The following is a 13,393-nucleotide window of genomic DNA, read 5'->3' on the forward strand; positions in this document are numbered from 1 at the left end:
TTGTCTAATCGGACGGTCGAGTGCAGTGACCTCACTACTAGGAAAACATCAGATAGTAGAGAGAATGCCCGTAATCAGCAGAAGTCACGACCCATTTATCCATGCGTCCGAAAGAGTGGCCAATGGGCGCTGGAATCCACGTCCGGCTGGTTGTCCGCGGTGTCGATGCATGTCCCGTTGCCTCCTTGAGCGAGGACTTCGAGATCGAGTCGATCACCACTGACCGCCGAGCTGACGTCGCAGGCGGTGGAATCGTCGGTGAAGTCACGATAGACCACGACGCAGCGTCTGCAGCCGAATCCACACAGGCGGAGCTCGTCTTCCGTGACGGCGGCCACTCGGTGTACAGGTACACGAACGAAAGTGGTGACTGTCCGTGTGGACGTATCCCTGACACCGGATGTCCGATCCGAGCACTCCGCGCTGCGTCGGGGGCGCTTGTAGTGACGTTTCTTGCACCGGACATAGAGACAGTCCAATCTGTCGTCACAGACCTGAATGCGTGTTGTACTAGCGTTCGCGTGCAACGACTGGCGCAAACGACAACAGACGACCGATCCGCGCTCATAGTCGTCGACCGAACCGCGTTCACCACCCGTCAGTTCGAAGTGCTGCAGACCGCCCACGAGATGGGGTATTTCGACCAGCCAAAGCAAGCTGACTCGACGGCCGTGGCCACAGCACTCGGAATTTCGGTCGCGACGTTTAGCGAACACCTCGCCGTCGCACAGGAGAAACTGCTCGACCAGCTCCTTGCCGGTTCTGAGGGGGCGTGAGCGTGGTGTGAACCCCCTTACCACGAGACCATAAAGACCCGAATAGCTTAGCAAGAGGGCGTATCCCCATTCGGAGACGAGACACACCTAGTCAATGTCCCAGACCGTATACCGAGAAATCGGCGGACGAGAGGCAATCGAGAACGTCGTTGAAGACTTTTATTCCGCCGTGCTCGCAGACGACCAACTCGTGGACTACTTCGAAGGGATGGACATGCACGCACTCAGAGCCCACCAGGTTCAGTTCATCAGTTCAGTCACCGGTGGCCCCGTCGAATACGCGGGAGCAGACATGCGAGAAGCGCACGCACACCTCGATATCGACGAGGCTGACTTCGATGCCGTTGGCACGCATCTCGAACGCGCTCTGCGAGAAAATGGCGTTGCGGAGGACGCTGTCACGGGCATCATGTCGAAGGTCGAAGGACTCAAAGCACCGATTATCGGCGCGTGAGGCGGGAGAAGTGGCGTGGGTCACACTTGCGAGTGACGTATGGATTTTTCTTAATGGAGATGCCTCATCGGGTATGACATTAGGTAACGAGATGCAAGTGCTGGACGTCCACTGCCATTATTCGACGGACGAGGCCTACGTGTTCAGGACAGCGGAAGACCGGGAGCGAGCGACCGTCAACTTCCGCCGAGAGGTCGAGTTGGGCACCGAAGAAGAGATGCTCGAAGACCTCAGAGCAGCGGGCGTCCGGACGATGATAAACATCGGGTGTACAACCGACCTGCCCATCGAAGAGGTCCGCGAACTCCACGACGACACCGCGCGAATCATCAGCGAGAACCGAGACGTCTTCATCGGCCAGTGGATCATGGTCGACCCGAACGAGGACACCCTCTCCGAGTTCGAGCGCTGTCTCACGGAATTGGACATGGGACTCGTGGGGTTCACTGTAAACGGCTCGTCCACAAACACCGCGGCGTCGGACGAGGCGTATCATCCCTTCTACGAACTCTGTCTCGAACACAATGCGCCCGTCCACGTCCAACTCGGGTACACGGGAATCGGGGCGCGACATCCGGGTGGTGACGGGCGAATACTGCAGTACTGCCATCCGAAACACGTCGATAAGCTGGCTGCAGAGTTCCCGGAGATGAAAATCATCATCGGCCGTCCGGCGTGGCCGTGGCAGAGCGAGGCCATCGCGACGTTCATCCACAAAGAGAACATCGTCGGGTACGAACTCCACGGCTGGAGTCCGCGCTGGTGGCCAGAAGAACTCAAACAGAGCATCGAACACCGACCTGGCTTCCAGGGAAAAATCATGTTCGCCTCGGACTATCCCATCTTCTCGCACGACGAATTGTACGAGGCGTGGGAGGAACTCGACCTGAGTCGAGACCAACTCGAAGGCATCTATCACGACAACGCTGTGAATATCTTGGGGCAGTTCGACGGGGCAGACCTGTAGACCCTGTTCCGACCGTTAGCGTCGGTCTTCGAACCGGTCAATTTTCGTTTTCTGCCCGATTTTCGTGAGGTCGGCCAACTCGCCGGGCGCTTTCACCTCGACGCCGATTGCGACGTCGAACTCCGCTTTGAGCAGGGATTCGAGTTCGGCTTCGAGTTCGGGGATGTTGGACGAATTGCCCGATTTGCGTTCGACCAGTGCGGTGAGCGTCGTGTTGCGCAACTTGTCTGCATCGGCGAAGATGAAGTACTCTGAAGAGGTGCGTTCGTGGTCGGTGAGCACCTGCCCGACTGCTTCGGGCCAGACGTTGATTCCCCGAACCTTGACCATGTTGTCGCCACGACCCAGAAAGTCCGTGAGGCGGTGCATGTTGCTCCCACAGGCACACGGTGTTTCAACCTTGGCAGACAGGTCTTTGATGTTGTACCGAACCTGTGGCGCGCCGGTTTTGTACAGTTCGGTCACGACGATTTCCCCGATTTCGCCCGGTTCGACCTCTTCGCCGGTCTCCGAATCGACAATCTGGATGTGGAATAGGTCTTCGAAGATGTGCATTCCGGCGCGTTCTTCACACGAGGCGGAAATCGTGTTGACCTCGTGGAAGGCGTAGTTGTTGTACACCGGCACGCCCCACGCCTCCTCGACGAGGTCGCGTTCGTTTTTTGGGCCGTAGGTGGAGATCGTCTTGAGGTTGAAGTCGGTTTTCGGGTCGTAGCCCTGTTGTTCTGCGACCTCAGCGAGTCTGAGCAGATACGACGGGAATGCGTAGATGGTGTCTACGTCCCACCGCCGGGCGTGTTCAAGCTGCTCAGTGCTCGGGGTGACGGTCCCCGTGCTCGTGGTGATGTCCGTCACGCCAAGCCAGTGGTAGAAACCGTAGTCGACGATCCACGCGCCGTTGTGGGTCGAAAACGCCCAGGTGTTGAGCGCCACGTCGCCGGGGCGGATGCCGTGCATATACATCGCCCGGGCAATCGAAAGTGCCTGAATCACGCGTTCGTCGGCGGTGAAAATCTGTGGGCGCGGCGCACCGGTCGTCCCTCCGCTCATGAACATCCGGAGGGGTGCGTCCTCAGGGTTGTGAAGCTGCGCACCCTGGTAATCTCCGTAGGGTGGGTCTCGCTCGATGCTCTCTCTGATGTCCTCGATAGTGTAAATCGGAATTTTGTTGATGTCCGCAAGGCCGTTTATGTCGTCGGGTGTAATGCCCGCGTCCTCCCACCGTCGTCGGTAAAATGGGATCTCCCACGCTTGTTCGACCTTCCATTTGAGCCGCTGTTCTTTCCGTTCGCGGATTTCCTCACGCGAGGCGTAGAAGAAGCCATTGTCCGCGAGAAAATCCTCCGGAGGAGGATACTCCTTCTCGATTTCCTCGAAATCAACCGATCGATGCAGTCTATGTGGGTATTCAGCCATGATAGAACTGCCATGAGCAGTTATTTAGCTTATTTTGTCATTTCCACGTCAAATGCTATCTTTGCGCATGGGTTGCCGGGATTAGGGTTCGCACCACCCCATAGAGAGTGGGGTACGACAGGTAGCGTCAAAGCAGTTCGACACAGTTTTTTCCCTTTCCGACCCGCTGAAGATGTCGATACCAGCGGGTCGAATAGCTATTGGGAGCAACCTAAGTGTGTCAGTTGTTCGCCACGGTGTGGAGGACATCGACGAATTCGATTGGGAGTGGCTCGGCACCGATCCGACGTTCGGGGGTGAAGGCGGGGAAACAGTCAATACACAACAATGTATAGATAAACAGGAACGTAACATGTCAATGAGCGATCCCTCTTATCAAAATCTGATTGAAAATGCCCCTATCGGTGTCTTTCAAGCAAGCGTCGATGCCGAGCAATTGCGTGATTCAACAGCGGAGTCGGTTGACTTCTACGTGAACGAATCACTCGCCAACATCCTCTCGTTCGATTCACCCGAGCACCTCCACGAAGAGAGAGCAGTGATTGAACACGTCAATCCCGAAGACGAGGAAACCTTTCAACGACTGCTGCTGGAAAACGGCACAGTAGAGGGGTTCGAGACGACCCTCGTCACGAACGACAACAACACAATCGACGTCCTGATCTCCGGCACGTTCTCGGAAGGTGAGGTGTTCGGCTATGTCACCGACATCACCAAACAGAAGCGACTCGAACAAAAGGCAACGGCTCAGGCCGAAGCCATCCTCGAACTGTCTACGCCAATCGTCCAGATCTGGGAAGGCATCACCCTCGCGACGGTGGTAGGCACGCTCGACACCACGCGCGCCCAGCGGCTCACCGAAGAGCTGCTCACTGAACTCACAGAAAACGAGTCGGGGGTCGCCCTCTTGGACATCACAGGCGTGGCAAACATAGACACTGCGACCGCACAACATCTCATCGACACGGTCAACGCCGTCTCGCTGTTGGGCAGCCAGATTATCATTACGGGAATCAACCCCGAGATTGCACAGACACTCGTTCATCTCGGAATTACGCTGGACGACATCAAGACAAAATCGTCGTTGAGTGCGGGATTAGAACTCGGACTTAACCTCATTCAAGACGACCCCAGCGCGACGATTGAGGCCAGCTGAGCGCCCATATGTCTACTAATCAACAGTTGAGCGTCATGCAGGTTCGCGAGAACCTCATCGCCGCGCTTCCGGCCCACCCGACGGACAGTACCATCGACGAGTTGCAAGAGAGCATCCTCACCCGTATCGACCAAGCAGACACAGAACGCATCGACGGAGTCATTCTCGACGTCGCGCCCGTCCAAACAGTCGATTCCTTCCTCGCGCGGACCATCGTCGAAACCGCAAAGATGGTGGAGTTGATGGGAGTTCACCCGGTTCTCGTCGGCATCAGTCCCGCAATCGCCATCACGGCGACCGAACTCGGTTTCAGTCTCGGTGATATCGATACCGCGCTTAGTACCGATGCGGCGTTGGATATCGTCAGTGGCCTTCCGAAATGACTGCTATGACGACTGAAAAAGGAAGCCTCGAAATCGCCTCCGAAGCCGACATCGTCACCGCGAGGACGACGATTCGGGAGGTCGTGACCACCATCGAATTCGGGTTGACCGACACCACACGCATCGTGACGGCGGTCTCAGAACTCGCCCGGAACGTCTTTCTGTACGCCGAAACCGGGACGATGCGCTGGCACACCGGAATCGACGGGACCCGACGGTTCGTCGAAATTGCCTTCGACGACGATGGGCCGGGAATTTCGGACGTCGATCGCGCCCTCGACGAGGGCTACACGACCTCCGGTGGGATGGGCCACGGACTCTCAGGGACGCAGAAGCTGATGGACGAATTCGACATCGAAACGAGCGCCGAGAACGGGACGACGATAACCATCCGAAAATACCGGCCATGAGAGATCTCCAATGACGCATCCAGATGCCACTACGGTGCAGGTTGCGGATGACGCCGATGTCGTCCTCGCCGGACGAGAGACGAGAGCCACCCTCGAACGAATCGAGTTCGACGAAACGACCGTCGAAGAGGTCGTTCTCGTCGTCCACGAGCTGGCGTCGAACATCGTCAAACACGCCGGTGCGGGCTCCATCACCCTCACCCTCCAGACGGACGGCGAGCGGACAGGTATCGAGATATACGCGAACGATACGGGCCCCGGAATCGCCGACGTCGGCCAGGCGGTCGTCGACGGATACTCGACGTCGGGGAGTCTGGGCGGCGGGCTCGGCGCGATCTATCGCCTCATGGACACTGTCGTCATCGAATCAGACGGCGACCGCGAAGCCGGCTTCGAGGTAGTCGCAACGCGGTGGCAATCGGCGTCGTCGGTCTATTCCGCGCCGCCAATCGTTGTCGGTGCGGCGACGCGAGCGATGCCAGGGCACGACCAGAACGGCGACGCGTTCCTCATAGAGCACGGCGCCGAAACGACGCTCGTCGGAGTGATCGATGGGCTCGGCCACGGCGAAGCGGCACACCAGGCATCGAGTGCGGCCCAACAGTACGTTCGGACGCACTCCACCCAGCCGCTTTCCGACATCTTCGAAGGGGTCGAGCGCGCCTGTCGCAACACGCGCGGTGTGGTGATGCTCCTCGCGCGCTTCGACTGGAACACCGCTACCGTCACGCTCGGCAGCGTCGGCAACATCACCCTCCGAGTCTGTCACTCGCCCAAATCGCGCCACCTCACCCCCAAGCGGGGCGTCCTCGGTGGAAACGCACCCGCACCCGTGATCGCTGAGTGGGACTGGAGTCCGGCGTCCGTCATGGTGGTGCACTCAGACGGGCTGCGCTCGAACTGGCAGTGTGACGAGTTCTCGCTGCGCGACGGGCAATCGGTGACCGCCATCGCAGACGACCTGCTCACGACCCTCTCGACCCACGACGACGACGCCACCGTACTCGTCATCACGGAGGCGACGCCATGACCGAAGACGTACCGGCCCGCGACGAAGCGACGAACAAGGAGCTTCGAGCCGAACTCCGCGAGTCGCGGTCGCGGATTCGAGGGCTAGAGGCGGAGCTGGCGGAGACCAACGAAGGGATGGTCGCGCTGACGCTCGAACTCGAGAATGCGAGAGAGCGATATCAAACCATCTTCGAAGAGAGCACCGACGGCATCCTCCTCATCGAACCGGATCAGGACACCATCCACGAGGCGAATCCGCAGGCGTGCACCCTCCTTGGATACGACCGAGAGACGATTATGACGCTGTCACCGGCTGACATCTTCCCCGACGAGAGCGACCGGTCTCACACGTTCGCAGAGGCGGTCGTCCACGGCTGGGCCGACGGGTTCACCTGCCGCACCAAAGACGGGCGAAAGGTCGATGTAGACATCTCCGCGTCGATGGTCACCCTAAACGGTCAGTCGTTGCTGCTCGCCGCCTTGCGCGACGTGACGGAGCGAAAGCGCCGTGAACAGCGCCTGCAGGTTCTCACGCGGATTTTCCGACACAACCTCCGCAACGACGGGAACATCATCCAGGGCCACGCAGACCTGCTGTACGACGAGGTCTCGGGCTCTCCCCTCGAAGCGAACGTGTTCCAGATTCGAGAGACGATAGACGAGATACTGGAGTTGAGCAGCAAAGTCCGACGGGTCCAGGACATCCTTGACCAGAGTCGGTTGTACAAGAGTCCACTCGCCGAGTTGCTCTCACACCACGAGGCATGGTTCGAACAAACCTACCCGGAGACGACGCTGACCAGCTCCGTGCCCGAGGAGGAAATCGTCGTCGGCCGACGACTCGGCGTTGCCATCCAGGAGGTGATAGAAAACGCCGCAAAGCACACCGGCGATGGGACGACCATCACCGTCTCGGCCGAGATCGACGACGACCAAGTGTGGGTCAAAGTCGCAGACGACGGCCCGGGAATCCCCGACCAAGAGCTCGAAGTCATCCAGGTCGGTGCGGAGACTCCACTTGCCCACTCGAGCGGTGTCGGGCTCTGGTTCACCTCATGGGTTGTTGATAGTCTCGGCGGCAAGCTGTCCGTTCAGCGGCGCGACCCGGAGGGAACGCTCGTCTCGATGGCCGTCCCCGTACTTACGCCAGAAGCAGCCCAGCCGGGCTGGAACGAACAACACACACCGAATCAACCATGACATCCGATAGTCAACTTTCGACGGTGCTCGTCGTCGAAGACGAACACTCGCTCGCCGACCTGTTCGAAATGTTCTTGGAGTCTAAGTACACCGTCCACACGGCCCATGATGGTGCGACGGCGCTCGAACTGATGAGCGACGAGGTCGACGTCGTTCTCCTCGACCGGCGGATGCCTGGCATCTCCGGAGAGGAAGTGCTCAAAGCCATCCGTGCGGAGGGGTACGACTGCCGGGTTGCCATGGTGACCGCCGTCACGCCCGATGTCGATATCATCGAGATGGGATTCGACGAGTACCTGACGAAACCCGTCACACGAACGGAGTTACTCGAAACCGTAGACCAGCTCGTAGAACTTGCCAGCTACGACGAACTGATACAAGAGTACTACCAGCTTATTTCAACGAAGGCGACGCTCGAGGTCGAAAAGGACGACCGGTATCTCGCAGAGAACGAGGAGTACGCGCAACTGACCGCCCGGATGGCCGAGTTGAAAGTCCAGCTCCGTTCGACGGAGGAGTCGTTATCCGACGTCGATGTTCGAAGCCTCATCATCCAAGGAGGGGTACAAACTGACACAGAATGAGGGCACAGATTCTGGCGTTGGAACTGCACAACGAACGACTGGGGCTGGTGTGACTCATGTGTGATATGACCCACCACGAACAACATGGGGGCAGTTGCGGTAGCGTGTTCGGTCCAGTTGCACACAACGAACGTACCCAACCATGACCTCCGAGTCCATCGAACTCTACGAACAGATAGTCGCTCTGATGGGCGACGGGGTTTACGTCCTCGATTTGAACGGCCGATACGTGAAGGTAAACGACCGCTTCGTTGAGCTTACGGGGTACGATCGAGAAAATCTGCTCCAGAAACAGCCCTCAATCCTGCTGGATGAGGCGGCCGTAGAGCAGTTCGAACAGGCGATCCAGCAGCTCATTACGACAGAGACGAACGCCATCAAGACGGTCGAAGCGACCATTACGACCGCATCCGGAGACTGCGTTCCGTTAGAGGCCACGCTCACAGTGCTCTGGGAAGATGGGGAAGCAGTGGGAACAATCGGGGTCGTTCGTGACATCACAGCGCGCAAAGCCCGAGAGGAAAAGTTGAAACGCCAGAACGAACGTCTCGAAAAGTTTGCTACGGTGGTCACACACGACTTACGAAACCCACTGAATGTGGCGATGGGCCGACTCGAAATAGCAAAAGAGACGGGTGAGTCAAGGCATTTCGAGGCGATTGCAAACGCTCAAAAACGGATGGAGCGCATCATCGAAGACGTCCTGGCGGTGGCTCGACAAGGCGAGGCGGTCGAAGAGACACAGCCGGTTACGCTCGACACGGTTGCACGCCGCGCGTGGGATACCGTTGACACCGGCACGGCGACACTCGTCGTGGACACTGACACGCGAATCGACGCCGACGTAAGCCGCCTCACCCAGCTGTTCGAGAACTTGTTCCGGAACAGTGTCGAACACGCTTCGACCGGCGAGCAACCAGCGACCAACAGCGCGAACGAACGCTCCGAAGAAGCAGTAACCGTGCACGTTGGCCGGCTCGACAACGACGCAGGGTTTTACGTCGAAGACACCGGTCGCGGCATCCCGCCAGACAAGCGCGAGCGCGTGTTTGAGTCCGGGTACACGACTGACTCCGAGGGAACCGGCTTCGGACTCGCAATCGTCATGGAAATTGCGATGGCACACGGCTGGAAAATCGACGTCAAGGGAGGAACAGCGGGCGGTGCGCGGTTTGAATTCACAACGGAACCGACTGAGTGAGCGCAGACGAGCGGAGAACGCAAGGTACCGACAGCGACAACAAGAACAAAGAGACTTCACCACATTGGTTGACACATGACACTCCTCGTTCCCTTCGACGGCTCCGCGCTGGCCGAAACCGCCTTGAAGCGAGCCGCAGAGTTCGGCGACGCGTTTGGGAAAACTGTGGTCGTGCTCGTCGTCATTCCAGACGACGAAACCTACGCAGAAGAGCGTGGTTGGACCGATGGCGGGAGTTTCGATGCGGAGGCGTTCACCGAAACCTTGCGCACTCGCGTCGAGGCCATCGCCCCCGAAGCGACGTTCCGCGTCGAGCACGCCCGCGACCCAGAAGACGAGCCGTACTCGTCGGTGACGATGAACATTGTCCGCACCGTCAGGAAGGTCGCAGCCGAGGTCGATGCAGACATCGTCTTCATCGGCAGCGAAAACGCCGGACGCGTCTCTCAGCCGCTCACGAGCGTCGGCGCGCCGGTGTCAGCCGACCCGCAGTACGACGTCCACATTGTGCGCCACGCGAAGTAAATCGACAGCGAGTAAACAACATGTGTAAACCCACCGGCTGAGTAGCCCCTCGCATGTGGCCCTGGGGACACGTCGCGGTTGGCTATCTGCTGTACTCGTTGTATCATCGCTCTAGAGTTGCAGCCATCTCCGGGGTGGGTGTGTTTTTCGTCGCTCTCGGCACGCAGTTTCCAGACCTCATCGACAAGCCGCTGGGGTGGAATCTCGGCATCCTCCCGAGCGGCCGGTCGCTCGCCCATTCGCTCATCACGGCGGTTGTGATAATTGCCATCGCCGTGGCCGTCGCACGACGCTTCTCGCGGGAGGAGGTGGGCTGGGCGTTTGGCCTTGGCTACCTCTCGCACCTCGCAACCGACGGCCTCTATCCCGTTCTCGAAGGGAAGGTTATCTTCCTCTCGTATCTCGGGTGGCCGCTGCTCCCGATTCCCCCCTACGAACACGAATCCGTGAGCATCCTCGCACACTTCCTCTCGATGGAGTGGTCTGCGTATTTCGCCCTCGAACTGGTGCTCACGGCGCTTGCGCTGGCTCTCTGGTTGGTGGACGGGAGACCTGGATTCGGATTGCTTACACAGCATCTCGGGGCAGACGCGCAGGCGAGCGATGAGTGACTATGCAAGCGAGATGTCGAGATACAACATCACGACGGCGCCGAAAATCACCCCGAAAGTGGCGACGCGCTCGTTGCCGCCAGTGTGGGTTTCGGGGATGATTTCGTCGCTGATGACGAACAACATCGCGCCCGCGGCAAAGCCCATCGCGTAGGGCAGCAGCGCGGAGACGGTCTGGACGGCGTACGCGCCGAACACCGCGAGGGGGATTTCGACGACGCCGGAGCGAATTCCGGCGAAGGCGGCGTAGAAGCGACGGTCTAACCCGGCGTTGATGGCGGCGACCGACACCGCAAGCCCTTCGGGGATGTTCTGGATGCCGATAGCGAGCATGAGTGGAATTGCCGTGTCGATGTTCCCACTCCCGAAGCCAACGCCCACAGCGAGGCCCTCTGGCATGTTGTGGAGCGTGATAGCGAGGATGAACAGCACGACGCCGGAGAGTCGTTCGTCATTTACGGGCAAGTTCGTCGAGGGGTGGGCGGCGTCCGGACGCGAGCGTCCCGAAAGCAGGTAGTGTGCGTGGGGGACGAGCATATCAGAGCGGTCTAAAAACAGCGCGCCGAGCACGACGCCTGTGAGCACGGGAAGCGGGTTCCCGTTCGAGTACTGCTCGATGCCGGGGATGATGAGACTCGTGAAACTCGCCGCGAGCATGACGCCTGCGGCGAAGCCGAGTGCCCCGTCGAGTGCTTTCTCGGAGGGGTTGCGCCAGACAAGCACCAGCGACGCGCCGAGCAGGTTGAGCGAGGCGATGACCAGCCCACCAATCAGCCCATGAACAACCGGGTTAGACCCGAACAACCGGATGAATTCATCAGCGAGCGCCATGGCCCCTCCTAGTCATACGAGAAGGTTGCGAACCAGCGATTAAATCGTTGTGAAACAACCAACCGTCACCGCAATTTGGCGGCATCTCTCGTCACGAACGCGCTAAGGGCTTTCCCCACGGCCGTGGTAGCGTTGCGTAGATGACCGCCCTGTGCGCTCACCTCCAACTCCCCGTTGCAATGGGCTGGCGCCACGTCCTGTTCGCAAACTGGCCGGTAGAGCCTGCGCTCGTCGCGGCCCATCTCCCCGATTCGCTTTCGGTGGACACGTTCGACGGACAGGCGTGGCTCTCGGCCGTCCCGTTTACGAACGTCGCCGTTCGTCCCGCGGGCACGCCGCAATTCGCAGGGTTTCGACTGCCTGAGCTCAATTTGCGCACCTACGTCACCCACGATGGCGAGCCGGGCGTCTACTTTTTCAGCCTCGACGCACAGGGCGTCCTCGGCGTGGTTGGCGCGCGGCTGTTTCACCACCTGCCGTACTACTACGCCCGAATCTCGCTCGCGACTACAGCCGAGAGAGTCGCGTTCTCGTGTCGGCGCGTCCACCCCGGCGCGCGCCCGGTTCGATTTCAGGTGACCTACCGGTCGACAGGCGAGCAGTTCCGCGCGGAATCTGACTCACTCGAAGCATTTCTGACCGAGCGCTATCGCTACTACACCGAGGCCACAAGTGGGGAGCTCCGCTTCGCGTCGGTGAGTCACGAACGCTGGCCGCTCACGGAGGCGACCGTCGAATGGGGTGCGAACAGTCTGTTTCGGGCGAACGGGTTTGCCGACCCGGCGAGCGACCCGGTGTATCTCTACAGCCCGGGCGTGGACACGGTTGCATCGGGGAGCAAGCGCGTCAGATAGCGTGGAGGGGTTTCAGAGTTCCCAGAACGCTTTGGCGTCGTCTGCCTCGAGGTTGTACCAGTCGAACATGAAGTAGCACGCGTCGCGGTCGGTTGGAAGCTGAAAGGCGAGTTCGCCCCGTGCGGTCGCGCCAGCGTCGATACTCCCCACGTCGAAGCCCTCGCTGAGCGACTCCCACGCCCAGAGGTCTACGGTGTACACCAAGCCAGTCGCTCCTTTCAGCCGCAAGTTCCAGACCGACGAGATGGGGATTGAATCAGTTCGGTCGTTCGTGATTTCCAGCGTGGGGAGGACGAATTCGTGACCCTCGCTCGCCACCAGTTTCCCACCGAGTTCGGTCGTAGTACGAACCTCTGTGACGGTCACGCGCACGTCATTGTTGGATACCGCTTCGCCCAGTGGATGAACGGTCTGAAGCGTCTGTTCTAAGTCTGCGACCGGCGTTGCTGACGATTCGAGGTCGATTGAAACAGTTGAAAGCGCCACCGCCGAACGATTGGTGAAATCGAGAGCGTAGGTGAGGTTCGTAGCGTCTTCTGGAACCTCGTACACCACGTCGCCCCGCGAGACCTCACCCGGGAGGAGGTCGTGATTTTTCGGGAGGGCGTGGGTCGTCGTCGTGTCGGCCAGATAGTACTCATTGCCGTCACCGTCGGCGATGTACGGCTCTATCCGCGGGAACCAGTGGGCGACCTCGTCGCTCGTGTTCTTTGCGGCGAATCGAAGAACGACGTACGTGTTGCCACGGCTTGCTCGCTGCGCGTCGGTGAGTGCCGTCGTCTTCGTCACCCCCCTCAGTACGAAACTGAACGACGGGGTTTCGACGAGGTCGCCAACGGCGACTGTCACTGGCGTCGCGGTTTCGGTCTGCTCGGTGGCCTGTTCTACACCACCAACACACCCGGCGAGGAGTGACGCCGCGCCGGCGCTCAGAAAGCGTCTCCGAGTGAACAGGTGGAACTTCATAGCGACACCTACAGCGCAAGCTGTTAAAATACTAGACACACGCGGAAA

At 59.5% G+C, this 13,393-nt stretch carries 16 protein-coding genes; 13 read left to right on the forward strand and 3 right to left on the reverse strand.

Features of this window, described 5'->3' with window-relative positions; all coding sequences use genetic code 11:
* Window positions 1-122: 122 nt before the first annotated feature.
* The 3 genes from V5N47_RS05600 to V5N47_RS05610 all read left to right on the forward strand — a co-directional run bounded on the left by V5N47_RS05600 (window position 123) and on the right by V5N47_RS05610 (window position 2,197).
* Window positions 123-776 carry a helix-turn-helix domain-containing protein gene (locus V5N47_RS05600; RefSeq protein WP_338729881.1) on the forward strand — a complete coding sequence of 218 codons (654 nt, stop codon included), beginning with the start codon at window positions 123-125 and terminating at the stop codon, window positions 774-776.
* Window positions 777-870: 94 nt separating this feature from the next.
* Window positions 871-1,230 carry a group 1 truncated hemoglobin gene (locus V5N47_RS05605; protein WP_338729882.1) on the forward strand — a complete coding sequence of 120 codons (360 nt, stop codon included), beginning with the start codon at window positions 871-873 and terminating at the stop codon, window positions 1,228-1,230.
* A 73-nt stretch (window positions 1,231-1,303) separates the two neighbouring features.
* Complete coding sequence (locus tag V5N47_RS05610) at window positions 1,304-2,197, forward strand: amidohydrolase family protein (RefSeq protein WP_338729883.1); 894 nt, start codon at window positions 1,304-1,306, stop codon at window positions 2,195-2,197.
* Window positions 2,198-2,212: 15 nt separating this feature from the next.
* Here V5N47_RS05610 and V5N47_RS05615 read toward each other — a convergent pair whose 3' ends face one another.
* On the reverse strand, window positions 2,213-3,613 hold the full coding sequence (locus V5N47_RS05615) for an AMP-binding protein (RefSeq protein ID WP_338729884.1): 1,401 nt from the start codon (window positions 3,611-3,613) through the stop codon (window positions 2,213-2,215).
* Between the two features lie 238 nt (window positions 3,614-3,851).
* On the opposite strand from V5N47_RS05615, the gene V5N47_RS05620 reads away from it, so the two are divergent.
* From V5N47_RS05620 to V5N47_RS05660, 9 genes are all read left to right on the forward strand, one after another.
* Window positions 3,852-4,769, forward strand: coding sequence for an STAS domain-containing protein (locus V5N47_RS05620; protein ID WP_338729885.1), 918 nt, complete (start codon window positions 3,852-3,854; stop codon window positions 4,767-4,769).
* A 35-nt stretch (window positions 4,770-4,804) separates the two neighbouring features.
* On the forward strand, window positions 4,805-5,152 hold the full coding sequence (locus V5N47_RS05625; protein WP_338729886.1) for an STAS domain-containing protein: 348 nt from the start codon (window positions 4,805-4,807) through the stop codon (window positions 5,150-5,152).
* Window positions 5,153-5,157: 5 nt separating this feature from the next.
* Complete coding sequence (locus V5N47_RS05630; protein WP_338729887.1) at window positions 5,158-5,562, forward strand: anti-sigma regulatory factor; 405 nt, start codon at window positions 5,158-5,160, stop codon at window positions 5,560-5,562.
* Window positions 5,563-5,572: 10 nt separating this feature from the next.
* The gene (locus tag V5N47_RS05635; protein ID WP_338729888.1) at window positions 5,573-6,592 is read left to right on the forward strand and encodes an ATP-binding protein; all 1,020 of its coding nucleotides are present in this window, start codon (window positions 5,573-5,575) and stop codon (window positions 6,590-6,592) included.
* A complete protein-coding gene (locus tag V5N47_RS05640) occupies window positions 6,589-7,773 on the forward strand; it encodes a PAS domain S-box protein (protein WP_338729889.1) in 1,185 nt (394 codons plus the stop codon). Before V5N47_RS05635 ends, V5N47_RS05640 begins: the two co-directional genes overlap by 4 nt.
* On the forward strand, window positions 7,770-8,357 hold the full coding sequence (locus V5N47_RS05645) for a response regulator (protein WP_338729890.1): 588 nt from the start codon (window positions 7,770-7,772) through the stop codon (window positions 8,355-8,357). The genes V5N47_RS05640 and V5N47_RS05645 overlap by 4 nt, the downstream gene beginning before the upstream one ends.
* A gap of 142 nt (window positions 8,358-8,499) precedes the next feature.
* A complete protein-coding gene (locus V5N47_RS05650; RefSeq protein WP_338729891.1) occupies window positions 8,500-9,558 on the forward strand; it encodes a PAS domain-containing sensor histidine kinase in 1,059 nt (352 codons plus the stop codon).
* A 75-nt stretch (window positions 9,559-9,633) separates the two neighbouring features.
* Complete coding sequence (locus tag V5N47_RS05655; RefSeq protein WP_338729892.1) at window positions 9,634-10,083, forward strand: universal stress protein; 450 nt, start codon at window positions 9,634-9,636, stop codon at window positions 10,081-10,083.
* Window positions 10,084-10,136: 53 nt separating this feature from the next.
* Window positions 10,137-10,694: a metal-dependent hydrolase gene (locus V5N47_RS05660; protein ID WP_338729894.1), complete on the forward strand. Its 558-nt coding sequence runs from the start codon at window positions 10,137-10,139 to the stop codon at window positions 10,692-10,694.
* Here V5N47_RS05660 and V5N47_RS05665 read toward each other — a convergent pair whose 3' ends face one another.
* Window positions 10,695-11,525 (reverse strand): ZIP family metal transporter, encoded by an 831-nt coding sequence (locus V5N47_RS05665; protein WP_338729895.1) that lies wholly within the window; start codon window positions 11,523-11,525, stop codon window positions 10,695-10,697. It lies immediately after the preceding gene.
* A gap of 140 nt (window positions 11,526-11,665) precedes the next feature.
* Between V5N47_RS05665 and V5N47_RS05670 the strand changes: the two genes are divergently transcribed.
* A complete protein-coding gene (locus V5N47_RS05670) occupies window positions 11,666-12,379 on the forward strand; it encodes a DUF2071 domain-containing protein (protein ID WP_338729896.1) in 714 nt (237 codons plus the stop codon).
* Between the two features lie 12 nt (window positions 12,380-12,391).
* Here V5N47_RS05670 and V5N47_RS05675 read toward each other — a convergent pair whose 3' ends face one another.
* Window positions 12,392-13,345, reverse strand: a complete 954-nt coding sequence (locus V5N47_RS05675) for a DUF4352 domain-containing protein (RefSeq protein WP_338729897.1) — start codon at window positions 13,343-13,345, stop codon at window positions 12,392-12,394.
* Window positions 13,346-13,393 lie beyond the last annotated feature (48 nt).

It is taken from the genome of Haladaptatus sp. DJG-WS-42 (genome assembly GCF_037198285.1).
Lineage (GTDB): Archaea > Halobacteriota > Halobacteria > Halobacteriales > Halococcaceae > QDMS2.

What these genes read in the sequence shown, in the direction of transcription:
- V5N47_RS05600 (WP_338729881.1), top strand. Translation starts at nt 123, where the DNA reads ATGGGCGCTGGAATCCACGTCCGGCTGGTTGTCCGCGGTGTCGATGCA.
- V5N47_RS05605 (WP_338729882.1), top strand. Translation starts at nt 871, where the DNA reads ATGTCCCAGACCGTATACCGAGAAATCGGCGGACGAGAGGCAATCGAG.
- V5N47_RS05610 (WP_338729883.1), top strand. Translation starts at nt 1,304, where the DNA reads ATGACATTAGGTAACGAGATGCAAGTGCTGGACGTCCACTGCCATTAT.
- V5N47_RS05615 (WP_338729884.1), bottom strand. Translation starts at nt 3,613, where the DNA reads ATGGCTGAATACCCACATAGACTGCATCGATCGGTTGATTTCGAGGAA.
- V5N47_RS05625 (WP_338729886.1), top strand. Translation starts at nt 4,805, where the DNA reads ATGCAGGTTCGCGAGAACCTCATCGCCGCGCTTCCGGCCCACCCGACG.
- V5N47_RS05630 (WP_338729887.1), top strand. Translation starts at nt 5,158, where the DNA reads ATGACGACTGAAAAAGGAAGCCTCGAAATCGCCTCCGAAGCCGACATC.
- V5N47_RS05635 (WP_338729888.1), top strand. Translation starts at nt 5,573, where the DNA reads ATGACGCATCCAGATGCCACTACGGTGCAGGTTGCGGATGACGCCGAT.
- V5N47_RS05640 (WP_338729889.1), top strand. Translation starts at nt 6,589, where the DNA reads ATGACCGAAGACGTACCGGCCCGCGACGAAGCGACGAACAAGGAGCTT.
- V5N47_RS05645 (WP_338729890.1), top strand. Translation starts at nt 7,770, where the DNA reads ATGACATCCGATAGTCAACTTTCGACGGTGCTCGTCGTCGAAGACGAA.
- V5N47_RS05650 (WP_338729891.1), top strand. Translation starts at nt 8,500, where the DNA reads ATGACCTCCGAGTCCATCGAACTCTACGAACAGATAGTCGCTCTGATG.
- V5N47_RS05655 (WP_338729892.1), top strand. Translation starts at nt 9,634, where the DNA reads ATGACACTCCTCGTTCCCTTCGACGGCTCCGCGCTGGCCGAAACCGCC.
- V5N47_RS05660 (WP_338729894.1), top strand. Translation starts at nt 10,137, where the DNA reads ATGTGGCCCTGGGGACACGTCGCGGTTGGCTATCTGCTGTACTCGTTG.
- V5N47_RS05665 (WP_338729895.1), bottom strand. Translation starts at nt 11,525, where the DNA reads ATGGCGCTCGCTGATGAATTCATCCGGTTGTTCGGGTCTAACCCGGTT.
- V5N47_RS05670 (WP_338729896.1), top strand. Translation starts at nt 11,666, where the DNA reads ATGACCGCCCTGTGCGCTCACCTCCAACTCCCCGTTGCAATGGGCTGG.
- V5N47_RS05675 (WP_338729897.1), bottom strand. Translation starts at nt 13,345, where the DNA reads ATGAAGTTCCACCTGTTCACTCGGAGACGCTTTCTGAGCGCCGGCGCG.